The sequence below is a fragment of the Yinghuangia soli genome (genome assembly GCF_021502675.1).
Classification (GTDB): Bacteria; Actinomycetota; Actinomycetes; order Streptomycetales; family Streptomycetaceae; genus Yinghuangia; species Yinghuangia soli.
In genome coordinates, this window is the sequence record NZ_JAKFHA010000029.1 from 53,844 (window position 1) to 77,889 (window position 24,046).

A 24,046-nucleotide genomic window follows, 5' to 3' on the forward strand; every position below is an offset into this window, starting at 1 on the left:
GTCCCCTCGCTTGGGCGGGGGGGCGCGCGGGCCAACGCGGGGCCCCCCGCGCTGCCCCGGGTCAGCCGGCGACGCTGATCCAGCGTCCTTGGTCCCGGCCTGCGGGCCGGGGTTCCTCGGCGTCGAAATCCACCAGGCACCAGGCGCCGCCGCCCACCGGAACCGCCGTCGATGCGGACGTCACCGAGAAGTGCTCCCGCGGCGCTGCGGCACCGCGCGGCGCCGACTGCAGGAGGACGCGGTCGCCCGGATACGCCGCGACCGCTAGTACCGGAGGCCGCACGCTGCCGGGCCCCAGGACCCCGATCGCCGGGGTGCGGACCGGCGGTTCGAGGACGCGCGTGCGGCTGTGCGCGACCAGGAGCGGGGCCGGGTAGCCCCGGTTGACCACGGACAGCGCGTGGTCCGGCCGGTATTCGAGGAGGACCAGGCGGGCGAGGGTGCGCTGGGGGCGGCCCCCGGCGTCGCCGGAAGCCGGTGCTTCCGCGGGGCCCACGGGCAGGGCCGCGGCGATACGGACCGACAGCTCGGCCAGGTCGCGTACGCCGGACGCCTCGGCGCGGAAGGTCCGCAGCATCTGCGCGGCGGTCTCCGCGGCGGCCTGCGGGGTGCCGGAGGCGTCGCCGAAGAGCACCCGGATGCCGAACGGCGTCGGCGCGACTTCGTGGACATAGCGGCACCACGCGGAGTCGGCGGCGTGCACGGTGGCGGTCACCGGGCCCACGGCCGCACCGGACGTTCCGAAGGCGCCCGGGCCGGAGGCGTGGACATGTGCGGGGAGGACGGGCGGCCGGCTGCCGACGCGGGAGAACAGGGCTCGGGTGCGGGCGGCGGTGGACTGCATGGGGTCCTCCTCGTACTCGGTGGTGCGTCGTACGGGCGGCGCAACCGCGGCGGACCGGCCGCCGGAACTGCGCTGCCCGACCGAGGCTTCCCCATCGGGGATAAGAGGGTGGTCAAGACACCGCGGAGGCCTTTACGGCGGCGGCATCGTCCCAGGCCACACCGCCGAACGAGGTAAATGCCGGGCGGTGCGCGGCAATCCTCATGCGCGCCTCAGCCCTTTCTCACAGTCGTCGGTGAGGCTCTGCGCATGGCTCCTGACAGCGACATGACAAGACGACGATTCCTGGTGGTGGGCGGCGGTGCGGCCGCGGCCGGACTCGCGCTCGCGGGTTGCTCCGACTCGGACGGCGGGGGTAGCGCGGACGGTGCCACGAGCGGCGCGCCCGGCTCGTCCACCCCGTCCGGGACTGCGTCCGCCTCCGCGGGGAGCACGCAGTGCGTGCTGACCTCGAACGCCACCGAAGGCCCGTACTACCTCGACAACGCCCTTGTCCGGCAGGACATCACCGAGGGCAAGGCTGGTGTGCCGCTCAAGCTCCGGCTGACCGTGCAGGACACGACCGCCTCGTGCAATCCGGTGGCCGGCGCCGCGGTCGAGATCTGGCATTGCGATGCGTGGGGCTACTACTCGGGCTTCACCACCGCCAATCCCGGCGGGAGCGCGCCCGCCGAGAGTGCGGACACCAGCGGTGCGAACGCCAACACCTACTTGCGCGGCTACCAGGTCGCCGGGGCCGACGGGACCGTGGAGTTCACCTCGATCGTGCCCGGCTGGTACACCCCGCGCGTCACGCACATCCACGTCAAGGTGCACACCGGCGGCCAGTTGCAGGATGGCACCTACGAAGGCGGCAAGGTGAACTTCACCGGCCAGCTCTTCGTCCCGGACGCCGTCGGCGAGGCCGTGTACGCGCTGGCCCCCTACAACCAGCACACCGGGACGCCGACCAAGCTCGACGACGACATGGTGTACGACGGAGGCGGCACCCAGAGCGGCCTCATGGCGGTCACTCAGCTCCAGCCGGGCTCGGTGCAGGGCGGCTACCTCGGCACGCTCGTCCTCGGCATCGACCCGGCCGCCGGCAACGGGTGAGGTGACACGTGTCGCCGGGGCGTATCTGCGTCTGGAGACTGCGTCCCGGCTGTGGCACGATCCGACCACTCGTCACCCTTCGGGACGCGGCCGTACCCCCGCGCCCCGACCAGTTCTCGCCCGTTGGAGTGAACGCATGTCGATAGTCCACGTGCCCGGCCGGTTCGACGGCAAGACCGCACTCGTCACCGGAGCCGGATCGGGCGTCGGACGCGCGACCACGCTGCGCCTGGCCGCCGAGGGCGCCAACGTGTACGCGCTCGACATCGCCGCCGAGGCGCTCGCCGAGACCGCGAAGCTCGCCGCCGACCTGCCGGGCAAGGTCGCCACCCGCATCACCGACGTCTCGGACCGCGCCGAGTGCTTCGCCTCCGTCGCCGAGTGCGTCGCGGAGTTCGGCGGCCTCGACGTCCTCGGCAACGTCGCGGGCATCGCTCGCGCCGAGCACGTCCTGGAGGTCACCGAGGCCGACTACCGCCGCATGATGGGCGTCAACATCGACGGCTACTTCTTCATGTGCCAGGCGGCCATCCCGCACCTGCTGGAGCGCTCCGGCAACATCGTCAACATCGCCTCCAACGCGGGCGTCATGGGCCTGGCCTACAGCGTCGTCTACACCATGTCCAAGGGTGCGGTCGTGCAGCTGACCCGCTCGCTGGCCTGGGAGTTCATCAAGACCCCGCTGCGCGTCAACGCGATCGCGCCGGGCGGCATCGAGACCAACCTGGTCGCCAACTACCAGATGCCCGCCGACGTCGACTGGGAGCTCGTGGGCCGCTCCACCACCCCGCGCCCGATGGCGCAGGCCGAGGACATCGCGTCGATGTTCGCCTACGTCGCGTCCGACGAGGCCCGCAATGTGCACGGCGCGATCCTCAACAACGACACCGGCCTCACCGCAGGCTGATCCGCCGCCTCCCCGAAGCGACGAAGTGCCGCCCCCGGCCCCCCGGGTGGCGGCACTCTCGGCTGGCAGGATGGGCGGACGATGACCGATACGAACGGATGTGCGGACTGCGCCGGAACCGTCGCCCCGGACGGGCACTGCTGGGACTGCGGGAGCCCGCAACCCGGGTTCCGGGCCCGGATCGAGCAGGATGAAGGCGCCGCGACCGGCGTGAGCGACCGCGGCAAGCGGCGCGGAGTGAACGCCGATGCCATGGCATTGAGTCGGGTGGGCGACTGGACCGTCGCGGTGGTGTGCGACGGGGTCTCGATGTCCCCGCGGGCCGAGCGCGCCGCCCAAGTGGCCGCCGCAGTAGGCGCCGCGGCGCTGACCGGGCAGCTGAACGCGGGGGCGATCCCCGAAGAGGCGCTGCACGACTCGGCGGTGCGGGCCGGCGCCGCGGTCGCCAAGTTGGCCGCGTCGGCCGACGCTGCCCCCGCCTGCACGTACGTCGCGGGCATCGCAGGACCGCAGGGGATCTGGACCGCGTGGGTCGGCGACAGCCGCGCCTACTGGCTTCCGGACGCGGGCCCCGGCATGGCCCTGACCGAGGACGACAGCGGCCGGCACGGCGCCTTGTCGGCCTGGCTCGGTGCGGACGCCGGGCCGACCGAGCCGCACGTGCGCAGCTACCGTCCGCGCGTCCCAGGGCACTTGCTCCTGTGCACCGACGGCCTGACGCGCTACACCGCCGCCCCCGGCGAGCTTCGAACGCTCGCCTTCGGCACCGAGGCGGCCCGGCTCGCCCCCGCGCGGGCGCTGGTGCAGCATGCGCTGGACGCCGGCGGCGAGGACAACATCACCGCCGTCGTGATCCCGGTGGGCGGCTGACCGGGCAGCGGCCCGGGCGTCAGCGGGGGAGCAGCCGCGGTTCGAGGCGCTCCTCGACCGCCGTGTCGCCCTCGCGCGTGACGATGTAGGCGCCCTTGCCCGGGACTTCGGTCACCGCCTCGTGCAGCTCTGTGCCGCGGTACACCAGGCCCACACCGTCGTCCGTGCAGTGCGTCGCGGGCAGCGTGCCGTCCGCGACGAGGCGGTGCACGAGCGGGCGGCGCTTCTTGTCGGAGTCGTAGTGCACGCCGTTGCCGTACGGCAGGTAGCCGAGCGCGTTGGTGACAGGCCGCAGTTCGGGGCCGAACGAGTCGGTCGTGCCGCCCTCGAACCAGCAGATCGACCCGGCGCTGACCCCGCTCAGGACCACGCCGGCCTGCCAGGCCCGCCGGAAGATGGCGTCGAGTTCGTGGACGCGCCATACCGCGAGCAGGTTGGCCACCGAGCCGCCCATCACCCACACCACGTCCTGCTCCAGCACGGTGCCCTCGACATCGTCGAGGTTGACCATGGGAAACAGCTGAAGCGGCGTCAGATCGAAGCCCGCGACCCGGGCCGCCTCGCCCATGCGCGCGGTGAAGTGCTCGGCATCGCCTATGGCCGTGCCCACGTACATGACGCGCGGGCGGCGCCCGTGCACGCCGGACAGATCCACGGCGTGGTGCACCAGCGAATTGAACGACACCATGGTGCGTCCCCCGGTCCGGTGTCCTCCGGAGGTGGCGACGATCGTCGGCTCAGTGGCAGGCATGGGACGAGACCCTACCCACGGCCGCCCGGGGTCAGCCGTAGGGGTTGTGCGGCGGTGGCGGCACGGACGGCGGCATGGACGGCGGGGGCGGAGGCGCGGGAGCGGCGGCCATGCCCGGGACCACGTCCGGGACCGGGCGTACCGGGCGCCCGTACACCGCGCACTTGTACAGGAAGCCGGGCGGCAGCCACGCGCCGCCGAGGAGCCGCGGGTGCGCCGGGAACGCCGCGAGCGCGCCCAGCACGAACATCAGCGGCGCCCACGGGCTGTGCAGCCGAATGCTGATGTAGTGGCCGGAGTGCACGTCGCGGAAGCGGCCCTCGAACGCGTCGAGCGTCGGCAGGTCGATCGCGTCCAGACCGGTGAAGCCGAGCGTCAACGGGCTGATCGGGTGCGCCAGATAGACGCCCTGCTCGGTGATCGTCGCCTCGCCGCCGCCGTCCGGCATCCACCGCGGGACCATGTCCTGCGCCGCCTGCCGCCGCCGCGCCGCGTTCCCCATCGCGTTGACCGCGACCGCGCCGGCCACGAACGCCGGGCTGCCGAACGCGAAGCCGCCCTGGTGCCGGTACGAGCCGTCGCCGGCCTGGCGGAGCGTGAACCGCTGCGCGGGACCGCAGGCCAGCACCCGTTCGCCGGGCTGCAGGCGGGCCATGCTCGCCATCCGGGGACGCCGGTCGACGCGCCCCTCCACAATGTCCGCGACGATGTCGCAGGTGTGCCAGAGGTAGTCGTCGATCGGCAGCCACGCCGCCGCCGGATCGGGCTGCTGCGGTTTCCTCGCCATCACGTCCCCGTTCCCCCGGAGTTCCCCCGGAACCGCCGCGGTCAGGTCCGTCCGCCCGGCACTTGGAGCTTACGGCGCCTCGCCGACCCAGGACACCGCGGCAGGCCGCCGCGGACGCCCTTGACTTCGCCGGCGGACGGTCGTTGGGTGGCGGGGTTCGCGGACGACCGCGCCGCAGGTGCCGCGCCACGGGGCGGTGGTGCCGCGGCGCCGTACCAAAGGAGCGGGTATGCGCGCCGCACTGCTGGAAGTACCGACGCTGAAGCTGTCCGTCGCCGAGCTCGCGGTCGCCGAACCCGGGCCGGGCGAGGTGCTCGTCGCGACCGCGGCGGCCGGTCTGTGCCACTCCGACCTCCACGTCCTCGACGGGCACCTGCCGATGCGCGGCGCCTCGGTGCTCGGCCACGAGGCCTCCGGGGTGGTCGTCGCGGTGGGCCCCGGTGTCCGGCGCGTCGAGCCCGGCGACCATGTGGTCACCTGCCTGTCCGTCTTCTGCGGACGCTGCGCGCTGTGCCTGCGCGGCCAGACCTGGCTGTGCACCGACAAGCAGAGCACCGAGCGGCCCGCGGACGCGGAGCCCCGCCTGGCGCTCGCCGGGCCGGGCGGCGCGGCGGTCTCCGCGCATGCCTCGATCGGCGGCCTCGCCGAGCGCCTGCTGGTGCACGAGAACGCCGTGGTGGCGATCCGCAAGGACATGCCGCTGGACGTCGCGGCCATCCTCGGCTGCGCGGTCACCACCGGTGTGGGCGCCGCCTTCAACAGCGCCGACATCCGGGCCGGGGAGAGCGTCGCGGTCATCGGCTGCGGCGGCATCGGCCTCAACATCGTGCAGGGCGCCCGGCTGCGCGGCGCCGGGCAGATCGCGGCCGTCGACCTGGTCGCCGCCAAGCGCGAACTCGCCCTGGCCGTCGGTGCCACGGCCGGCATCGACGCGTCCGGCGACCCGGGCGCGGCGGCCGCCGAAGTCGCCGCGCTCACCGGCGGGCTGGGCGCCGACCACGTGTTCGACGCGGTCGGCATCGAGGCCACCAACGCGCAGGCGCTCGCGATGACCCGGCCCGGCGGCACCATGTACGTCGTCGGCATCAACGGCATGGCCGGCAGCGTCACGGTGCCCGGCTACGCGATGTGGGCCCAGGGCAAGACCGTCCGCGGCGTCCACATGGGGTCCAACAACTTCACCGTCGACCTGCCGCGCTACGTCGACCTGTACATGCAGGGCCGCCTGCGGCTGGACGAGCTCGTCTCGCAGCGCATCGGCCTCGACGAGGTCGCGGACGGCTACGAGGCCCTGCGCCAAGGCGAAGTCGCCCGCGCCGTCGTGGTGTTCGCACAGCCCTGAAGCGCCGCTGCCCCGGCCCGCGACTGTGCCGGGGCACAGCATTCCGGTACGCCGGAACGTCGTGTGCTGTTCACCCGCAGCCTCTCGTCCCGGATCTCGCCGCACACCTAGCGTCGTGCGCCGGGTCGGGGACAGGCTGGCGGCGCATCGGCCGTCGACGTGAAGGGAGCACCACCCATGGATCGGCGTACCTTCCTGCGAGGCAGTGTGGTCGGCACCGGGGCGGTGGCGCTCGGCGGCTCGCTCTGGGCCTCCGCGGCGCACGGCGCACCGGCGCAGCCCGGGGCCGGCCCGTACGGACCGCTGCTCCCGCCGGACGGGCTCGGCGTGCGGCTGCCCGCCGGGTTCTCGTCGCGGATCGTGGCGCGCAGCGGCCGGTTCGTGTCCGGCACGCTCTACCTGTGGCACGGCGCCCCGGACGGCGGCGCGTGCTACCCCGACGGGGACGGCTGGATCTACGTCTCCAACTCCGAACTCCCGCTCGTGGGCGGTGCCTCGGCGCTGCGCTTCGCGGCCGACGGGCGCATCCGCGGAGCCCGTTCGATCCTGGGTGGCACCAACCTCAACTGCGCGGGCGGGGCCACGCCCTGGGGCACCTGGCTGTCCTGCGAGGAGATCCAGTTCGGCCAGGTGTGGGAGAGCGACCCGTACGGCCGCAACGGCGCCCGGGCCCGGCCCGCGATGGGCCGCTTCAAGCACGAGGCCGCGGCGGCCGACCCGGACCGCCGGGTGGTCTACCTGACCGAGGACGAAGGGGACGGCTGCCTCTACCGGTTCACCCCGGCGACCTGGGGCGACCTGTCCGCGGGGCGCCTCGACGTGCTGTGCGCGCCGGCCGAGCCGGTCACCGGCCCGGTGACCTGGCAGCCGGTGCCGCGGCCCGAGGACTGGGCGACCGGTACGCGCAACCAGGTGCCCGCGGCCCGGCGCTTCCGGGGCGGCGAAGGCGCGCACTACCGGGACGGCAAGCTGTGGTTCACCACCAAGGGCGACAACCGGGTCTGGGTGTACGACGCGGCCGCGCAGGTCCTGGACATCGCGTACGACGACGACCTGACCCCGCCCGGATCCGCCCCGCTGACCGGTGTCGACAACATCACCGGGCGGCCGAACGGCGACCTGTTCGTCGCCGAGGACGGCGGCGACATGCAGATCTGCCTCATCACCGGGGACGGCACGGTCGCCCCGTTCCTGCAGGTGACCGGGCACGACGGCTCGGAGATCACCGGCCCGGCGTTCTCGCCGGACGGCCGCCGCCTGTACTTCTCGTCGCAGCGCGGGTCGTCCAACTCGGTGGCTTCGGGCGTGACTTTCGAGGTGACCGGCCCGTTCCGCGGCGCCGCCTGAGCCTGCCCGCCCTGCCCGGCACCGCCCGGCACCGCCCGGCCTGGACCGGCCGCGCGAAAAGCGAAAAGCGGGGCGCACCTGCCGTCCGGCAGATGCGCCCCGCCCCGGAGCCGTGCAGCGGTCACAGCCGGACCAGACCGCCGTCCCGGTCTTCGGCACGGTCCTCGGCCCCGACCGCGGCCGAGGCGGCGGGCGACGACCCGGCGACCGTACGGGACTTCCGCGTGCCGCCCGCGCGGCGCTCCAGCCGGGCCGAGACGACCGCGAGCCCGAAGGCCGCCAGGGCCATGATCGCGCCGACCCAGTTCGGCGAGGTGTACCCGAGGCCGCCCGCGATGGTCACGCCGCCGAGCCAGGCGGCAAGCGCGTTGCCGAGGTTGAAGGCCGCGATGTTGCCGGACGAGGCCAGCGTGGGGGCGCCGGCGGCCTGGTCCATGACGCGCTTCTGCAGCGACGGGACGGTCGCGAAGCCGAACGCACCGATCACGAACAGCGTCACCGCGGCGGCCGCCTTGTTGTGCGCGGTCAGCGTGAACAGGGCCAGCGAGGCGGCGAGTCCGAGCAGCGAGACGTACAGGTTCGGCATCAGCGCGCGGTCCGCGAAGCGTCCGCCGACCAGGTTGCCGGTGAACATGCCCAGGCCGAGCAGGGCCAGCAGCCAGGTGACGCCGCCGTCGGAGTAGCCCGCGACGTCGGTCATCATCGGCGCGATGTAGGTGATCGCGGCGAAGACGCCGCCGAAGCCCAGCACGGTCATGCCCATGGCCAGCCACACCTGGACGTTGCGCATCGCGGCCAGTTCGGCCCGCAGGCCGCCGTTCCCGCCGCCGGCCTCGGCGGCCGGGCCGGGCTCGGGACGGCCGGCGTGCGCCGGGACGAGGGCCGCGATGCCGGCCAGTGCCACCACGCCGAGGCCGGCGACCGCGGTGAACGTCGTGCGCCAGCCGTACTCCTGGCCCAGCCACGTGCCGAACGGGACACCGACGATGTTGGCCGCGGTCAGGCCGGTGAACATGAGCGCGATGGCACCCGCCCGCTTCTGCGGCGCGACCAGGTCGGCGGCGACCACGGCACCGAGGCCGAAGAAGGCGCCGTGCGCGAAGGCGGCCACCACGCGGCCGGCGAGCATGACGCCGAAGGCGGGGGCCGCGGCCGAGATGAGGTTCCCGGCGATGAAGAGCCCCATCAGGCCGAGCAGCATGCGCTTGCGCGGCACCCGGATGCCGAGCAGGGCGAGCAGGGGGCCGCCGACCACGACGCCGAGGGCGTACACGGACAGGACGTAGCCGGCCGTCGGGATGGACACCGAGAAGTCCGCGGCCACCTCCGGGAGCAGTCCCATCGGGATGAACTCGGTGGTCCCGATTCCGAAGGCGCCTATGGCGAGCGCCAGAAGGGCGAGGGGCATGGAAGACCTCCGGGGACGAGGCGCGGGCGATTGCTTGCGAGTACATTAGTTGCACGCGCGGGATATTTGCAAACGCTGGATATCCGCTTAAGCTGGCTACATGTCCGAGCTCTCTTTTGCGTACGTCGCGTAAACTCGCGGGCGTCGCGGCGCGGGAACGCGCACGATCCGCAGGAACGTGCAGGAACGTGCAGGAACGTGCAGGAACGTGCAGGAACGTGCAGGAAGGGGTGGCCATGAGCAGGCCGGAGGTCGACGGGCGCATCCTCGCCCAGGGCTGGTGCGCACTCTCGCTCCTGCACAACCGCATCGACGCGCACCTGGAGCGCGCACTGCAGAGTGCGCACGACCTGAGCGTGCGCGAGTACTCGGCGCTGCTGGTGCTCAGCGAGCAGTACGAGGGCGAGGTCCGGCACCTGAGCATGACCCGGCTCGCCGAGACCGTCTCGCTCAGCCAGAGCGCCACGACGCGGCTGGTCACCCGGCTCGAGGACCGCGGGCTGCTGGCCCGCTACCTGTGCCCGACCGACCGGCGCGGCATCTACACCGACGTCACCGAGGAGGGCCGCAAGCTCTTCGCGGCGGCCCGGGCCACCAACGACGCCGCCCTGGAAGAGGCCCTCGCGCAGGCCGACGAGTCGCCCGAGCTGCGGCCCCTGGTCGCCGTCGTGCGTGCCATGCAGGCCGCGGCCGCCCCGGGCGCCGCCCCTGCCGAGCCGGTCCCGGCGGGCTGACCGCACCCGCTCCCGAGTCCACTCCGGCTCGCGCTCCGGAGTCCGCTGCCGGGCCCGCTCGCGCGGTGCCTGCGCGACGCACCCACGATCGGCGCAACCCCGGGCCCGCCGCCCCGGACCGCGCGATCATGGCGCGTCCTGGCATGTGGAGGGAGTCGGTGCGGAATGAGCAACAGCGACGACGGCAGGCGGCGCGGTCCGCGGCCGTCGAGCGACCAGCCCTATGAGGATCCGACCCTGGATGCCTCGGAGACGCTGATCACCGACGACCTCAGCGCCGACCCGCTGGACGTCGGCGTCGTGCCGCCGGACCACTACTCGGCCGCGGAGCGCTTCGGCACCACCGCCGAGGAGGCCGAACGCGGCGAGTCCCTGGACCAGTTGCTGGACGAGGAGGAGCCGGAGCTGGAGCCCGAGGACATGGACGAGATCGACGACCGCTGGGCGGACGGCCCCTCGCCGCGCTCCGGCCGCCTGGTGGCGGCCGGCCCCGGCGGCACCGTCGAACTGTTCGCGGAGGACGTCGGCATCGACGCGGGCGCCGCCACGGCCGAGGAGGCCGCGGTGCACATCGTCGACGACCTCTCCGACGAAGACTTCGACGAGGAACCGGAGTTCCCCGCCGAAGACGGCGAATGACCTTTGCCCCGGCAGGTCCGTCCCCGAGAGTATGAAGGCGAGCGCGGCGGACGCCCCGTCCGCCGCCGCGCGGGGGAGGTGAAGGACATGCCGTTGCTGTTCGTCGTGGCCGGACTGGCCTTGGTCGCGGTCGGCGACAAGAAGCGCGTCGCACCCGCGGCCGGCGAGCCGGGTGCCAACCGCCTCGGGCTCACCCTGGAGATAGTCGGCGGCCTGCTGATGCTGGCCGGCGTCGCGTTCATCGTCTACGACATGGCCTGGTAGCGCTCCTGGCGGCACGCCTGGTGGCGCCGCGCCTTCGCGTGCCGGGAGCCTCATGCCGCATGCGGTGCGCGGGCCGGCCGCAGGAGCGGAGGAGGAAAACCCTGCGGCCGGGCGCGGGCCCCGCCGGGCCGGGAATCGGCGGGGTCTGGCCGTGCCTGCCGGGAGACGGCAGGCACGGCCGAGGGCGGGGACGGCGGTCCGGCCGGGTTCGGTGCAAGAACCCGCGGTGCCGGACACGCCTTGCCCGGTGCGGCGAGGGCCCGGGGCCCGTCCCGCCCCGGGTCGCCGCCGCACTGTGGTGTCCCCGCCGGTCCGGCCTTTCCGTCCCGAGACGGAGCCGGAGCTTTGCGGCGTGGCTGCCAGGAACACCATACGCATCCGTATGGTCCGAGGGGCGGCTTCGTCCCATGCCGGTTCGGCATGGAAACCCGCAGTTCCGCGGACGCGCCCACGCTCGGGGGAGCACTCGGGCGGATAGGTTCCGGTCCGTACGCTTTGCACGTGATTCCGTACTGCATCGCCCTGTTCTTCTTCGCGCTGTTCTGCTGGAGCGTGTACCGCGACCGCCGGCGGTTCCGGAATGCGGTCTACCTGGGCCTCGCGGTCTGCTTCCTCGGGCTCGGCGTGCTGGACGACCTCAGCAAGGGCCCGGTCGAGTCCTTCGAGGTCGTGCTCGCGGCGGTGCTGCTCCTGCCGGTCCTCGGCACCTTGCTGCTCGGCGGGTTCCTGATCGCGAACGGCGTCAAGATGGTCCGCAAGGAAGGCCGCGGACCGGCGAACTTCCTCTCCCTGCTGGCCGGGCTCGGGCTGATCGCGTTCATCGTGCTGATGGCGACCGCGGTGCACACCGAGTCCCGGTGGCTCGGCATCGTCGCGGGCACCTCGCTGCTGCTCGTCGGCTACGTCTCCTTCCTGTTCCTGTGCTTCATCGGATACGCGTTCCTGTACGGGCGCATGCCGGTGCGCGGCGACGTCGACTACGTCGTCGTGCTGGGTTCCGGGCTGATCGGCAGCCGCGTGCCGCCGCTGCTGGCCAGCCGCCTCGACCGCGGACGCGCGGTCTACGACGCGCAGGCCGCCCGCGGGAATCCGCCGGTGATGCTGATGTCCGGCGGCCAGGGGCCGGACGAAGAGGTCGCGGAGTCCGTCGCCATGGCCGACTACCTGACCGACCGCGGCGTGCCGGCCGCGCACGTGGAACGCGAGCAGCGCTCGCGCACCACCGAGGAGAACATGCGGTTCAGCAAGGAGATCATGCAGAGCGCGGCGCCGGGCAGCCGCTGCGTCATCGTCACCAACAACTTCCACGCCTTCCGGGCCGCGATGATGGCCCGCAAGGTCGGTGTCGACGGACAAGTCGTCGGCTCGCCGACCGCCGCGTACTTCTGGCCGAGCGCCACCATCCGCGAGTTCGCCGCGGTCTTCCTGGCCCACCCCGTGATCAACCTCGGCATCTGCCTGCTGCTGATCGCGACCGGCACCTCGGCGCTCTGGGACCGCTGAGCCGCCGCCGCACGGGGCCTGCCGACCTTTGCCTGAATTGCATAGATCAATGGTTGCGTGCTGCAAATGAAGCTGCTTGACTCGCGGCGCACCCGCAACAGCAGCCGACCCGCGAGGAGTTGCCCGTGCCGTACGACGACCTCGCCCGGCACCGCGGCGGGACTGCCGCCGGGACTGCCGAAAAGCCCGCCGACGACGACCTCCGCGACGGCGTCCGCGACGAAGGACGCGCGCCCGCGGCACCGCGCGGCACCTCCTGGCTCGACGGGTCCGGGACCCTGGCCGGCCTCGACGCCCGCATCCCCGCAGGGCAGCATGCCGGGGAATGCGGCCTGCTGCACAGGTACTGACCGGACCGGGCTCCCCGGCTCCGCCGCTCCGCCGCTCCGCCGCCCCTGCGGTCCCGGGCATCCAGGCGAAGCGGCGTCAGCGGCCGGTGCGTTCCGCGTACGCCTCGATCAGGTCGACGTACCGGGTCAGCAGCTCGGTCAGCGCGGCCCGGTCCTCGACCGGCATCGGCCCCAGCACGTCGCGCATGAGGGCCAGGCGTGCCGCGACGATGCGCCGCGCCACCGCCTTGCCCTCAGTGCTGGCCTGCACGACCACGTAGCGCCGGTTCACCGGGTCGGGTTCGCGCTCGGCGAGCCCGAGCCGGACCAGCGGGTCGACGGTGCGGGTCGCGGTGGACGGTTCGACGTTGAGGTGCTTGGCGAGTTCGTGCATGCGCCACAGCGGCCGCCCGGCGAGGCACTCCAGCGCATCGACCTGAGCCGGCGTCAATTGCGTGTCGCCGACCGCGTAGAGGCCGGCCTGCAGCAGCCGGCTCGGCGAACTGCGCCGCAGCCGCAGCACCGCTTCGATCAGACCGGCGCCCGGGTCGCGCGGGTCGGCTGCGGCGTCCATCGGTGCGTCCTTAAGGCCGGGGTGTCCAACTGGTGCGAAGCACGATTCTTGCATCCGGGGCCGTATGGTCCGTGCCCGGCAAGGGCAGTTCGGTGCCACCCCGCCCGGCGCGGCCCTGCCCGGCACCAAGGTGCCGGGCAGGACGCCGATGCCGAGGAGGGTCATACGAGCAGGCTGTCCAGGAACGGGTTGGTGAAGACGTCGTGCGGGTCGTACGCGTTCAGCGCCGCCACCGCGGTGTCCCAGTTGTCGCCGCCGGGGAGCCCGGTGCGGAACGAGTCCGGCACCGTGGTGCCGACCACGGTGGGGTCGGCCCACGCCGCGGTGCCGCTGTAGCCCCAGCCCTTGGACCACTCGGCGCGCACCTGCGCGTAGCTGCCCGAGTAGTTCGCCAGCACCCACTGCTCGGTCTCGCGGTAGAACTGCTGGCTGTACGGCGTCCCGGGGACGGTGAGGATGTCCAGCCACACCGCGACGTCCCATTCGGGGTGGTCGGGCCGGGTGCGCAGCGCGGACAGCGTGGGATGCACCGCGCCCGCGACGCCGATGTCGGACGGCTTGTCCAGGCCGGTGACCCGGATCTCCAGCGGCCCGTTCATCGGGAACCTGCCCTGCGCCTGGTAGGCGGCCAGGGCGCCCTTGTAGTACGCGTAGAACTCGCTGACCACGCGCTGGATATCGGTCCGTCGGCACAGGATCGCGTAGCCGTTCGCGGTCACCCGCAGCGTGGTGGGCCGCACGTACAGCATGGTGTTCTTCGACCAGCCCCACAGGTCCCACGACAGCGTGGCGACCAGGCCCGCGCTCGCGGTGGCGCTCTGCACGTTGCAGAACGCCGGGGTGAGCCCCGCGCTGCCCGAGATGATCTGGCCCAGCAGATCGGCCGCCTCGGTCGGGATGAAGTCGCTGAACGGGTAGTTGTAGGGCGCGGTCACCTCGCGGGACAGCAGCGGCTTGTTCGGCGCGACCGTCCAGACCTTCAGCCACGGGTTGTCGGTGAACGGGAACCAGATGGCCTCGATACGGCCGCTCTGCTCGACGAACGACGCGAACGCGTTCGCCCCCGCGGAGGCCGGCGGCGCGAACATGTCGTCGGCCTTGACCAGCATCGAACTCTGGCAGCGCAGCCGCTGGTTCGCCCCGACCCGCAGCGTCGCCTCGGTGACGAACGTGCGGCCCAGGTTGGCCAGCAGCGGGCCTATCGCCGGATCGGTGCGCTGGAAGGTCCGCAGCTTGTACTGCGCGGTCGGGCCGTCCCACACCACGGCGGTCAGCGACAGCACCAGGTTGCTCAGCGAGCCGTACGTGTGGCCGTACGGCTTGGACTCGCCGACCGCGGGGACCGCGGTGCCGTGCGCGTCGATGGCCAGCACGCCGCCCAGCGTGATGTCGCCGGGCGCGGGCACCGCGGTCATGCCGTATCCGGACGCCTCCAACGTGGCCAGCAGCACGTCCATCGAGACGCCGGTCTGCGCGGTGACGCTCGGCGCGGGCCCGGTCTGCACGGCGATCGAGGTCAGGTACTGCGTGGTGTCCACCAGCAGCGTCTGGGCGCTGCCTGCCGAGGCGGTCACCATGAGCGGCGACCAGTTGTGGCTGTGCCCCTTGGCGCGCAGCGTCCAGCCCTGCGCACGGGCCCAATTGGCCAGCGCCACCACGTCGTTCGGGGTGGCCGGGGCGCACGTCCACAGGTCGTCGACGCGCAGTTCGCCCGACCAGTTGCGGTAGGCCTGCTGGTACACCGCGATTCCCGGCGGGGTGCCGGGCGGGGCGGGTACGGTGGCCTCCGCGCTGCCCACCGGGATGCGGGACGCGGGCGTCCACTGCATCGCGGTCAGCGCGGCGGCACCGGCCAGCCCGCCTAATACGGTGCGCCGGTCGAGTGCGGTGCCCGGGGCGGGCGCGCCGTCCGGTGCGGCGCCGGACGTGCTGCGATCTGCGATGTCGGTCATTCTTCTCCGTCTTCGTGACTGTGCGATGCGGATGCGACACGTGTCGACCGAGCAGTCAGCGTGCCCGCGGAGCGCGCACGTTTCAATCAATCGACTGACTTATGCCGGGATTGCATCGATGCCGACGTTCTCGGTCCGTCGGGATTGCCGCGCCGCAGTGCGGGGCAGGCGCCGCGACACGATCGGACCTGCTCTCGGAGCGCGCTGCGGCAAATCGTGAAAGATTACCTAAATCGGTCGGGGATTCCGCTCGTCCGACGCCGTCACTCTTTCGGCCCGAGCCCGCATGCCTGGAGGACCGATGCCGCAGGCCGTCCGACCCACCCCCGAACTGCTGGCCGACCTGCGCCGGCCGCGTCCGTACCCGGCGGTCTCGGTCACGCTGCTCACGCACCGGCACCGCCCGGAGAACCAGCAGGACCACATCCGGCTGCGCCAGTTGCTGGACGAGGCGGGGAAGCGGCTCGCGGACGACCCCGAAGTGCCGCGCGACACGCGGCTTGCGGTCGCCGGGCACCTGCAGAAGGCGGGCGAGGAACTGGACCCGGAGACCTTCCTGGACGGCCTGGTGCTGTACGCGTCCGCCGACGAGCACCGCGCGTACCGGGTCGGCGCCGAGGTGCCCGACCGGATCGTGCTCGGCACCACGTACCTGACCCGGAACCTCGTCGCCGCCGAGGCCCGGCAGCGGCCGTACTGGGTGCTGGTGCTCGGCGAGGACGAGGTCCGGCTGTGGCACGGCCGCGGCTCGCAGGTCGCGGAGGCGTCGGACGCCGGGTTCCCGGTCCGCTCGCCCGCCGAGGACCGCGACGGGCCGATCACCCGCGAAGGCGGCGGCCTCGGCGTGTCGCAGGACGTCCGCAGCATGTTCCAGCAGGCCGACGACCTGCTGGCCGCCGCGCTGGCCGGGCGCGCCGAACCGGTGGTCCTGGTCGGCCTCCGGCCGCAGATCGCCTTCTTCCGCTCGGTGACCCGGCACACCGAGCACATCGGCGCCGAACTCGACAAGGGGGGCATGCAGCACACCACGCCCGCCGAGTTCGCCGCGGAACTCGCTCCGGCCCGGGCCCAGTTGACCGCCACCCGGGGTGCCGCGGCACTCGCCGAACTGGACGCGGCCCGCAGCGGGCGCCGGTACGCGGGCGGCGTCCAGGACGTATGGATGCCCGCCCATGAGGGCCGCGTGGCCCACCTGGTCGTCGAGGAAGGCCTGCGCATCACCGCCCGGCCGCAGAGCGCCGAAGGCATCGACCGGGCGTCCCTCGACATCGTCGACGGGAACGGCTCGGCACCGCGCGACGGCGTCGAGGACGACATCGTCGACTCGCTGGTCGAAGCGGTCCTGGACGCGGACGGCGCGGTCGACTTCGTACCGGACGGCACCCTCGCCGACGCAGGCGGCATCGCGGCGGCGCTGCGCTACTGAGGGACCCGCGGTGGCAGGAACCGCGCGTTGCTACGCTCCCGGCCAGGGGGAAGGCATCGCTGACGGGGGTTCTTGTGGCGGGACGAATACACGCGCCGGGACGAGCACACCGGAACAGCCGTCGTGCGGCGGCCAGGGCGGCTGCGGCCGCCTTGGCCGCCGCCGCGCTGCTGGCCGGCTGCGGCGACGGCGGCGGTCTGGGCCCGATCGGGAAGCAGGGCATCCCGACCACGGCCGCCGGGACGCCCGGCGGAGACGGCAAGTCGCCGGTCCCGGACGGCACTTCCACACCGTCCGGGAAGACGTCGACGGACAAGCCGCTGATCGGCGAATCCCGGCTGGAGTCCGCCCTGCTCACCGCCGACGAGCTCGGCCCCGGATGGACCGCCAAGCGCGCCCCGCGTGCCACGTCCGCCGCCCCCGCCGACGACCCGTTCGAGAAGGCCATCATGGCCCAGTGCGCGCCGACCGCGGAGAGCCGCGACGACCCGGTGCCGCCCCGCTGGTTCACGTACTACTACAAGGCCCCGCCCGGCATGCGCGACACCTCGCTGTACCAGGAACTCGAGGTCAGCGTGCAGCAGGACAGCACCGAGAACACCCGCCAGGCCTTCCTGATGATCCGCCGGGTGCCCTCCGAATGCCAGGAGGTGAAGGTCGACGACCCCGAGGGCGACTGGACGGTGACCTACCTCCTCGACCCGGCGCCCAAGCTCGGCGACGAAGCCGTCGCGATGACCACCGCCTCGGCGCGCGGCGGCAACGCCAACCAGTCGAAGCAGGTCTCGGTCCGGCTCGGCAACGTCATCATCCGGATCGGCGGCAATGCGGCGCTGGTCGACCGGTACGCACCGTACTTCGTGGACAAGATGAAGGCCGAGGTCGCCAAGGGCTGAGCAGGCCGCGGGAGTTCGGCGCGGGCGTCCGGTGTCAGTCGCGGTCCAGGACCTTGGCGAGGAACCCGGTGAGCTTCTCGCGGCTGCGTGCGACCTGCTCCTCGACCGACAGGCTCTCCTTGAAGCGCCCGCCGGGCTCGGGCTCCTTCAGGCCCCGGATGTAGAGCGAGCAGGCCAGGTCGGCGCACATGTACACGCCCACGGAGTTGCCCTCGCGGCCGGCCTTGCCGGCCTTCTTCGCGGTCATCAGCGAGACGCCGCTGCCCGGGTGTGTGGTGAGGCAGATGGTGCACATGCTGCGCTGCATCGAGCTGCGCGGCCGGTCCGGGAAGCGCAGCGCGATGCCGGTGGGGCGGCCTTCGTAGTCGGTCACCAGATAACACCGGTCCAGTGCCCCCGGATCGCGCCATCCCAGGAAGTCCAGGTCTCCCCAAGGGCGTTCGACGAGGTCGCGGGGGACCGCCAGGCGCTGGGCCTCGCCCTTGGAGCAATTGGCGAAGGACGCGCGGATCTGCTTTTCGGTGAGCTGTTCCATGGCCGCGACGTTAGACCTGCCTAATTATCCTAGGCAAATGCTTAATGGGGGTAGGTTGTAGAGTCCGGGGCAGACAGGCTCCGGAGGCAGACGGCCGAACAGCAGGAGGTGCATGTGCCGCGTGCCGGACTGAGTGCCGAGGTGGTGACCGCGGCGGCCGCCGAACTCGCCGACGAGGTGGGCTTCGAGAACGTGACGGTGTCCGCACTCGCCCGGCGGTTCGGAGTCAAGGACGCCAGCCTCTACTCGCACGTCAAGAACCTGCGCGACCTGCGGGAGCGGGTCGCGCTGCGGTCCTCGCACGAACTCGGCGAGCAGGTGACGGCTGCGGTCGCCGGGCGCGCGGGCCGCGATGCGCTGCTCGCCTTCGGCCATGCGTACCGCGACTACGCGCGCGCCCACCCGGGGCGGTATGTCGCCCTGCAGATGCGGCTCGATCCGGAGACCGCCGCGCAGGCGCCGGGCGTGCAGCGCGGCATGGACACGACGCTGGCGGTGCTGCGCGCGTACGGTCTGGGCGAGCCGGACGTCGTGGACGCCGCCCGGTTCATGCGCAGCACGTTCCACGGTTTCGTGAGCGTCGAGGCCGCGGACGGCTTCGGGCATCCGCGGGACACCGGGGAGTCGTGGGAGCGGATCCTCGAAGGGCTGCACGTACTCCTGGAGAACTGGCCCGCAGCGGGGTAGGCAGGGGCAGTCCGGGTTCAGGTGCGGGTCAGTGGGTCAGTGGGTCAGCGGGGCTCGACGCCGACGTATCGCGACGCGGCGGCCAGGTCCGCGCTGATCGCCGCGGCGGCCTCGCGCAGCGGCGGCAGCAGGTCGGCCTCGGTTTCGGCGGGGGTGTAGCGGCCGGCGTGCATCGCCACGTTGACCGCGGCGACCACCCGGCCCGCGGCGTCCCGCACCGGGGCCGCGACGGACCGCAGGCCTTCCTCCAGTTCGCCGTCCACCACCGAGAAGCCGTCCGCGGCCGCGGCGTCGAGCAGCGCGGCCAAGGCGGGTTTCGCGGTCACGGTGTGCGGGGTGAGGGCGACGGGCTCCACCCGGTCCAGCCACGCGTCGCGTTCGCGCTCCGGCAGCGCCGCGAGCAGCACCCGGCCGAACGAGGTCGCGTACGCCGGGAACCGGGTGCCGACCGTGATCGCCACGCTCATGATGCGGACCGTGGGCACGCGCGCGATGTACTGCACGTCGTCCCCGCTCAGCACCGCCATCGACGCCGACTCGTGCACGCGGCCCACCAGCGCGGCCAGATGCGGTTCGGCGATCGCGGAGAGCGGCAGACCGGACAGGTGCGCGAAGCCTAGGTCGAGGACGCGCGGCGTGAGCCGGAACAGGCCGTCCTGCTGCTCGGCGTAGCCGAGGTGTTCGAGGGTGATCAGGGCGCGGCGTGCGGTCGCGCGCGGCAGTCCGGTCGCCTCGGCGACGGCGGTCAGGGGGAGCGCGACGGGCAACTCGCGCCACGGGGCGGACGCACCGGATGTGCCGGGCGCTTCGGGGGCGCCTCCGGCGGCGTCGAATGCCGTCACCACGGCCAGCCCGCGGGCGAAGGACTCGACGAACTCCGGGCCCAGTTCCTGCTTCGAGGCACGCAGCCAGGCGGCGCGGGGGAGCGGACGGCCGGTCGTGGGGCGCGAAGTGTCCGATCCGGCAACGGGGTTCGCGGCCGATGCGGCCATCGCCTCCGCAGTGTCGCGCAGCGCGGCCGCAGTGGCCGCCCGCAGCGACTCGGCGGTGTGCCGGCTGGTGTGGCTCACCGTGCTCAGCGCGCAGACGGTACGTCCGCCGGCGTCGCGGACCGGCACCGCGACTGCGACGAGGCCCGGCTCGACGAGCTGGTCGTCGACCGACACGCCGGAGCTGCGTGCGGCGTCCGCACGGGCCCGGAATGTGTCCCGGGCGGCGGAGGACTTCGGCGGCGGGACGGCCGGGAACCCGGCGTCCAGCGGGTCGTCCGCGGCCCGGGCCTGCCACGCCGCGAACTCGGCGTCCGTCCAGTCCGCCGCGAACAGGGCGCCCGCCGCGGCGCGTTCGGCCGGGATCCGGTCGCCGATCCGGAACGCGAGGGACATCGTGCGGCGCCGGATCGCCTGGTGCACGAAGCGGACCCCGTCGCCGTCCGGCACCGCGAGCGACACGGACTCGTCCAGGGTCCCGGCCAGCGCGTCGGCGAGCGGGGCGTAGCGCTGCGGGATGCCGGTCGCGGAGAGGTACGCGTTGCCCAGCTCCATCAGCCGCGGGGTGAGCACGACATCGCGGCCCTCCAGGCGCGCGTATCCGATGCGCACCAGCGTCGCGGCGATCCGGTCGACCGTGGAGCGGGCCAACCCGGTCGCCCGGACCAGGTCGCCGAGCCCGGACCGCCCGCCGGCCGCGGTCAGCACGCGCAGCACCTCCAGGCCGCGCATGAGCGGCCCGACCGCCTCGGGCGGGGGTGCGGGCGCGGCGGATCCGTCCGGCCGGCCGGCGCCGGGGGTGCGGCTCGGGGCAGGCATCGCGGCTCCGGAAGGGCGGGTGCGGGCGCGGCCCGTGGTTGACACGCGTCAGGGCACCGCGCAGACTCAAGCCCGCGCAGAGTTGTGAACGATAGTTCACCAGGCGAACACCGCGCAACGCGCCACGACAGCGAACTCCTCGCACTGCGCAGCCTCAAGGCCGCCGGGAAGGACGGATCGTGACCGCCGGAGCCACCGGACTCAAGGACGTGTACATCGTCGACGCGGTCCGTACGCCGATCGGCAAGTACGGCGGCGCGCTCTCCGGCGTACGCCCCGACGACCTCGCCGCGCACGTGCTGCGCGCCCTCGTCGCCCGCGCCCCCGACCTGGACCCCGCGGCCATCGGCGACGTCTTCTTCGGCGACGCCAACGGCGCCGGCGAGGACAACCGCAACGTGGCCCGGATGGCCGTCCTGCTCGCCGGACTGCCCACCTCCGTACCGGGCACCACCGTCAATCGGCTGTGCGGCTCCGGGTTGGAGGCCGTCATCCAGGCGTACCGGGCCATCGCGGTCGGCGATGTGTCGGTGGCGGTCGCAGGTGGCGTCGAGTCGATGAGCCGCGCCCCGTGGGTCATGCCCAAGCCGGAACGCGCCTTCCCGGCCGGCCACCAGCAGCTCGTCTCCACCACCCTGGGCTGGCGCCTGGTCAACCCGGCCATGCCGGACGCCTGGACCGTCGGCCTCGGAGAAGGCGCCGAACTGATCGCCGACAAGTTCGGCATCACCCGCGAACGCCAGGACGCCTTCGCGCTCGACAGCCACCGCAAGGCCGCCGAGGCCTGGGCGGCCGGCCGGTACGCCGCCGAGATCGTGCCTTGCGAGGGACCGGCGTTCCGCGGTGCGGACCTCGCGCGGGACGAGTCCATCCGCGAGACGAGCACGATGGAGGCGCTGGGCAAGCTGGCCCCGGCGTTCCGCCCGGACGGCACCGTGACGGCCGGCAACTCCTCGCCGCTCAACGACGGCGCGGCCGCCCTGCTGCTCACCGACGAGGCCGGACTGGCCGCGACCGGCCGCGAACCGCTGGCCCGGATCAGCGCGTCCGCGGCGGTCGGCGTCGAACCGCACCTGTTCGGACTCGGCCCGGTCGAGGCCGTGAACCGGGCCCTGGCCAAGGCCGGCCGCACCTTCGCCGACCTGCACACCTTCGAACTCAACGAGGCTTTCGCGGCCCAGGCGCTCGGCTGCCTCGAACAGTGGCCGGACCTCGACCCGGCCGTCGTCAACCCGCGCGGCGGGGCGATCGCCCTGGGCCACCCGCTGGGTGCTTCGGGCGCGCGGCTGGCCGGCGCGGTCGCGCACCAGCTCGCCGAGACGGGCTCCGGAACCGGGCTCGCGGCCCTGTGCATCGGCGTCGGCCAGGGCCTGGCCTTGGTGCTGGAGAGGTGAAAGCCAAGACCGGCCAAGGCGGTTCCGTCCCGAACCCGGCTTCCGCGTCCGCCCGCTCACGCCCGGGAACTCACTGACGCGATCCGGGATTCCGCCCTTGTCGAGCTGCCGGGCGCGGCCCGCCTCGACCACTGCCTCGCGCGGCCGCGCCCGACAGCACGAACTCGGCCCACACCGCGCGGAACCCGGCGTCCACGTCGGAGTCCACACCCCAGCGGTCCGAGTACGCCGCGACGAGGAACAGCCCGCGGCCGGAGGTGGATTCCGGTCGCGGGAGTTGCGGGAGCGACGGGAGAGGGCATCCGCGATCCGGTTCGATGACGGCCACCCGCAGCCGGTCCGGGAGCAGGACCATGTCCAGTCGGAACTGCCAAGGCTGTGAATCGGATCCGTGCGTGACGGTGTTGGCCGCCAATTCGGCCGTCACCATCGCCACCGACTCGACGAGCGGTGGGACGTCGACGTCCCACAGTCCGAGCTGCGCAACGGCCAGGCGCCGAGCAAGTCGAGCACTGGACGGCACACCGTCCAGCAGGACGGCATAAGCGAGTTCGCCGACCGGGTCGGTATGCGGCTGTGTCGGAGCGGGCTTCATGCCGCAAACCGTCACCGGAGGCGCGCGTGCGCCACCAGGACGACGCCTCTGGGATCTGCGAGCTGTACGAGTCGGCGTCGATTTTGTACGGGTCGAATACGCCGCCCGCACCAACGAGTTCGACGTTTCGCAGCGTGAGCATGCGATTACCTGTCTAGCCTGGGCGTGGCTGGAAGTCGCCGGTGGGGGCTGCTGCGGCGGGAACGGTCATCAGGCATCGGCGGGGACGGTGAGTCACATGGGGACGACGACGGGCGGCAGCGGACGGAACAAGGGGCGTATGCAGCCGGACGACCGGCCGGCCATCTGGGTCGGCTACGGCAAACTCCTCAAGCTGTTCCGCGAGCGCGCGGGGCTCACCCAGCAGGCGCTTGCCGACGCGGTCGGCTACTCGGTCGAGCACGTGGCCTCGATCGAGCAGGGGCGCCGTCCGGCAAAGGAGTCGTTCACGGAGGCTGTCGAGGAACTCCTCGGTGCGGAAGGCGCGCTTGCCGTCCTGCAGAACGAAGTGGATCTCGCCAAGCTCCCGCAGTTCTTCCAGGACGTGGCCATGATCGAGGCCGATGCCGCGACCCGCTATTCCTATGACACGCAACTGGTCCCCGGTCTGCTGCAAACCGAGGAGTACGCGCGTGCTTTGTTCGAGGCACGTTGCCCTCCGCTGCCGGACGAGCAGGCCGAGCAGTTGTTGGAGGCGCGTATGCGCCGACAGGCATTGCTGGGGCGGGTCCCGACTACCGAATTCTCCTTCGTCGTCTGCGAGGCTGCGCTCCGTTGCCCGGTCGGCGGCCCCGTGATCATGCGGGCGCAGCTGCACCACCTCGTCCGGTGTTCGGAGCTGCGGAACGTCGAACTTCAGGTGATGCCGCTGGGCTACGGCCCGCATGCGGGAATTCACGGTCCCATGCTGCTTGTTGAGACGGTCGAGCACCGGCACGTGGCGTATTTCGAGTCCAATGGCGAGGGGCACCTGATCGCTGACCCGAGAAAGGTCAGCTTGTTCGCGATGCGCTATGGGAAGCTGCGCTCGCAGGCCCTCGGCGGCGAAGCGTCGGTGCGGCTGATCGAGCGCATTGCGGGAGAGCTATGAGCGGGCTTGAGGCAGACCAGGCGCACGAGCACTTGCATTGGATCAAGAGCAGCCACAGCGGACCGGATGGTGGTGACTGTGTAGAGGTCGCGGCTGTCCTTGGCGGCGTCCGCGTCCGCGTGCGCGATTCGAAGCGGGTCCATGGCGCCGTTCTGACGTTTTCGGCGGCGGAGTGGGCGCAGCTGACCGCTCCCAGCCGCCGCGGATAGCGCAGCGGGCCGGCAGCCGAGCCGCCTCAGGACGCGGCGGGCGTTCGGCGGGCTGTGCTG

25 protein-coding genes are annotated in these 24,046 nt (G+C 72.8%); 16 read left to right on the forward strand and 9 right to left on the reverse strand.

Going from position 1 to position 24,046, the window contains the following annotated elements; translation table 11 throughout:
* Positions 1-61: 61 nt before the first annotated feature.
* Positions 62-844 carry a SpoIIE family protein phosphatase gene (locus LZ495_RS33190; RefSeq protein WP_235056763.1) on the reverse strand — a complete coding sequence of 261 codons (783 nt, stop codon included), beginning with the start codon at positions 842-844 and terminating at the stop codon, positions 62-64.
* A gap of 249 nt (positions 845-1,093) precedes the next feature.
* On the opposite strand from LZ495_RS33190, the gene LZ495_RS33195 reads away from it, so the two are divergent.
* The 3 genes from LZ495_RS33195 (at position 1,094) to LZ495_RS33205 (ending at position 3,716) form a co-directional block, all read left to right on the forward strand.
* On the forward strand, positions 1,094-1,939 hold the full coding sequence (locus LZ495_RS33195; RefSeq protein WP_308268679.1) for an intradiol ring-cleavage dioxygenase: 846 nt from the start codon (positions 1,094-1,096) through the stop codon (positions 1,937-1,939).
* 136 nt (positions 1,940-2,075) lie between these two features.
* On the forward strand, positions 2,076-2,846 hold the full coding sequence (locus LZ495_RS33200; RefSeq protein ID WP_235056764.1) for an SDR family NAD(P)-dependent oxidoreductase: 771 nt from the start codon (positions 2,076-2,078) through the stop codon (positions 2,844-2,846).
* 81 nt (positions 2,847-2,927) lie between these two features.
* Positions 2,928-3,716: a PP2C family protein-serine/threonine phosphatase gene (locus tag LZ495_RS33205; protein ID WP_235056765.1), complete on the forward strand. Its 789-nt coding sequence runs from the start codon at positions 2,928-2,930 to the stop codon at positions 3,714-3,716.
* Between the two features lie 19 nt (positions 3,717-3,735).
* Here the strand turns inward: LZ495_RS33205 and LZ495_RS33210 are convergent, their stop codons facing one another.
* Together LZ495_RS33210 and LZ495_RS33215 are read right to left on the reverse strand one after the other, a co-directional pair.
* Positions 3,736-4,467, reverse strand: a complete 732-nt coding sequence (locus LZ495_RS33210; RefSeq protein ID WP_235056766.1) for a Type 1 glutamine amidotransferase-like domain-containing protein — start codon at positions 4,465-4,467, stop codon at positions 3,736-3,738.
* 31 nt (positions 4,468-4,498) lie between these two features.
* Positions 4,499-5,254, reverse strand: a complete 756-nt coding sequence (locus tag LZ495_RS33215; protein ID WP_235056767.1) for a hypothetical protein — start codon at positions 5,252-5,254, stop codon at positions 4,499-4,501.
* 229 nt (positions 5,255-5,483) lie between these two features.
* Here LZ495_RS33215 and LZ495_RS33220 point away from each other — a divergent pair, with 229 nt between their 5' ends.
* Positions 5,484-6,596 carry a zinc-binding dehydrogenase gene (locus LZ495_RS33220; RefSeq protein WP_235056768.1) on the forward strand — a complete coding sequence of 371 codons (1,113 nt, stop codon included), beginning with the start codon at positions 5,484-5,486 and terminating at the stop codon, positions 6,594-6,596.
* Positions 6,597-6,773: 177 nt separating this feature from the next.
* The gene (locus LZ495_RS33225) at positions 6,774-7,943 is read left to right on the forward strand and encodes an alkaline phosphatase PhoX (protein ID WP_235056769.1); all 1,170 of its coding nucleotides are present in this window, start codon (positions 6,774-6,776) and stop codon (positions 7,941-7,943) included.
* Positions 7,944-8,064: 121 nt separating this feature from the next.
* Here LZ495_RS33225 and LZ495_RS33230 read toward each other — a convergent pair whose 3' ends face one another.
* Positions 8,065-9,351, reverse strand: coding sequence for an MFS transporter (locus LZ495_RS33230; RefSeq protein WP_235056770.1), 1,287 nt, complete (start codon positions 9,349-9,351; stop codon positions 8,065-8,067).
* Between the two features lie 236 nt (positions 9,352-9,587).
* Here LZ495_RS33230 and LZ495_RS33235 point away from each other — a divergent pair, with 236 nt between their 5' ends.
* The 5 genes from LZ495_RS33235 to LZ495_RS33255 all read left to right on the forward strand — a co-directional run bounded on the left by LZ495_RS33235 (position 9,588) and on the right by LZ495_RS33255 (position 12,841).
* Positions 9,588-10,085, forward strand: a complete 498-nt coding sequence (locus tag LZ495_RS33235) for a MarR family winged helix-turn-helix transcriptional regulator (protein WP_235056771.1) — start codon at positions 9,588-9,590, stop codon at positions 10,083-10,085.
* A gap of 165 nt (positions 10,086-10,250) precedes the next feature.
* Positions 10,251-10,724 carry a DUF5709 domain-containing protein gene (locus LZ495_RS33240; RefSeq protein ID WP_235056772.1) on the forward strand — a complete coding sequence of 158 codons (474 nt, stop codon included), beginning with the start codon at positions 10,251-10,253 and terminating at the stop codon, positions 10,722-10,724.
* An 87-nt stretch (positions 10,725-10,811) separates the two neighbouring features.
* Positions 10,812-10,988, forward strand: a complete 177-nt coding sequence (locus LZ495_RS33245; RefSeq protein ID WP_235056773.1) for a hypothetical protein — start codon at positions 10,812-10,814, stop codon at positions 10,986-10,988.
* Between the two features lie 501 nt (positions 10,989-11,489).
* Positions 11,490-12,491 (forward strand): YdcF family protein, encoded by a 1,002-nt coding sequence (locus tag LZ495_RS33250; RefSeq protein WP_235056774.1) that lies wholly within the window; start codon positions 11,490-11,492, stop codon positions 12,489-12,491.
* 125 nt (positions 12,492-12,616) lie between these two features.
* Positions 12,617-12,841: a hypothetical protein gene (locus LZ495_RS33255; protein ID WP_235056775.1), complete on the forward strand. Its 225-nt coding sequence runs from the start codon at positions 12,617-12,619 to the stop codon at positions 12,839-12,841.
* 76 nt (positions 12,842-12,917) lie between these two features.
* Here LZ495_RS33255 and LZ495_RS33260 read toward each other — a convergent pair whose 3' ends face one another.
* Both LZ495_RS33260 and LZ495_RS33265 read right to left on the reverse strand, forming a co-directional pair.
* On the reverse strand, positions 12,918-13,394 hold the full coding sequence (locus LZ495_RS33260) for a MarR family winged helix-turn-helix transcriptional regulator (RefSeq protein ID WP_235056776.1): 477 nt from the start codon (positions 13,392-13,394) through the stop codon (positions 12,918-12,920).
* A 161-nt stretch (positions 13,395-13,555) separates the two neighbouring features.
* Entirely contained in the window at positions 13,556-15,346 is a 1,791-nt protein-coding gene (locus LZ495_RS33265) for a cholesterol oxidase substrate-binding domain-containing protein (protein ID WP_235056777.1), read from the reverse strand.
* A 301-nt stretch (positions 15,347-15,647) separates the two neighbouring features.
* Between LZ495_RS33265 and LZ495_RS33270 the strand changes: the two genes are divergently transcribed.
* Positions 15,648-16,772 (forward strand): baeRF3 domain-containing protein, encoded by a 1,125-nt coding sequence (locus tag LZ495_RS33270; protein ID WP_235056778.1) that lies wholly within the window; start codon positions 15,648-15,650, stop codon positions 16,770-16,772.
* A 152-nt stretch (positions 16,773-16,924) separates the two neighbouring features.
* A complete protein-coding gene (locus LZ495_RS33275) occupies positions 16,925-17,668 on the forward strand; it encodes a hypothetical protein (protein WP_235056779.1) in 744 nt (247 codons plus the stop codon).
* A 34-nt stretch (positions 17,669-17,702) separates the two neighbouring features.
* Here LZ495_RS33275 and LZ495_RS33280 read toward each other — a convergent pair whose 3' ends face one another.
* On the reverse strand, positions 17,703-18,203 hold the full coding sequence (locus tag LZ495_RS33280) for an FBP domain-containing protein (protein WP_235056780.1): 501 nt from the start codon (positions 18,201-18,203) through the stop codon (positions 17,703-17,705).
* A gap of 114 nt (positions 18,204-18,317) precedes the next feature.
* Here LZ495_RS33280 and LZ495_RS33285 point away from each other — a divergent pair, with 114 nt between their 5' ends.
* Positions 18,318-18,890, forward strand: a complete 573-nt coding sequence (locus tag LZ495_RS33285; RefSeq protein WP_235056781.1) for a TetR/AcrR family transcriptional regulator — start codon at positions 18,318-18,320, stop codon at positions 18,888-18,890.
* 44 nt (positions 18,891-18,934) lie between these two features.
* Here LZ495_RS33285 and LZ495_RS33290 read toward each other — a convergent pair whose 3' ends face one another.
* On the reverse strand, positions 18,935-20,698 hold the full coding sequence (locus tag LZ495_RS33290; protein ID WP_235056782.1) for an IclR family transcriptional regulator domain-containing protein: 1,764 nt from the start codon (positions 20,696-20,698) through the stop codon (positions 18,935-18,937).
* 179 nt (positions 20,699-20,877) lie between these two features.
* On the opposite strand from LZ495_RS33290, the gene LZ495_RS33295 reads away from it, so the two are divergent.
* Complete coding sequence (locus LZ495_RS33295; protein WP_235056783.1) at positions 20,878-22,092, forward strand: thiolase family protein; 1,215 nt, start codon at positions 20,878-20,880, stop codon at positions 22,090-22,092.
* Between the two features lie 70 nt (positions 22,093-22,162).
* Here the strand turns inward: LZ495_RS33295 and LZ495_RS33300 are convergent, their stop codons facing one another.
* Positions 22,163-22,687: an ATP-binding protein gene (locus LZ495_RS33300; RefSeq protein WP_235056784.1), complete on the reverse strand. Its 525-nt coding sequence runs from the start codon at positions 22,685-22,687 to the stop codon at positions 22,163-22,165.
* On the opposite strand from LZ495_RS33300, the gene LZ495_RS33305 reads away from it, so the two are divergent.
* Positions 22,686-23,777, forward strand: a complete 1,092-nt coding sequence (locus tag LZ495_RS33305; RefSeq protein WP_235056785.1) for a helix-turn-helix domain-containing protein — start codon at positions 22,686-22,688, stop codon at positions 23,775-23,777. The two genes, LZ495_RS33300 and LZ495_RS33305, sit on opposite strands and share 2 nt — an antisense overlap.
* Positions 23,774-23,986, forward strand: a complete 213-nt coding sequence (locus LZ495_RS33310) for a DUF397 domain-containing protein (RefSeq protein ID WP_235056786.1) — start codon at positions 23,774-23,776, stop codon at positions 23,984-23,986. The genes LZ495_RS33305 and LZ495_RS33310 overlap by 4 nt, the downstream gene beginning before the upstream one ends.
* Positions 23,987-24,046 lie beyond the last annotated feature (60 nt).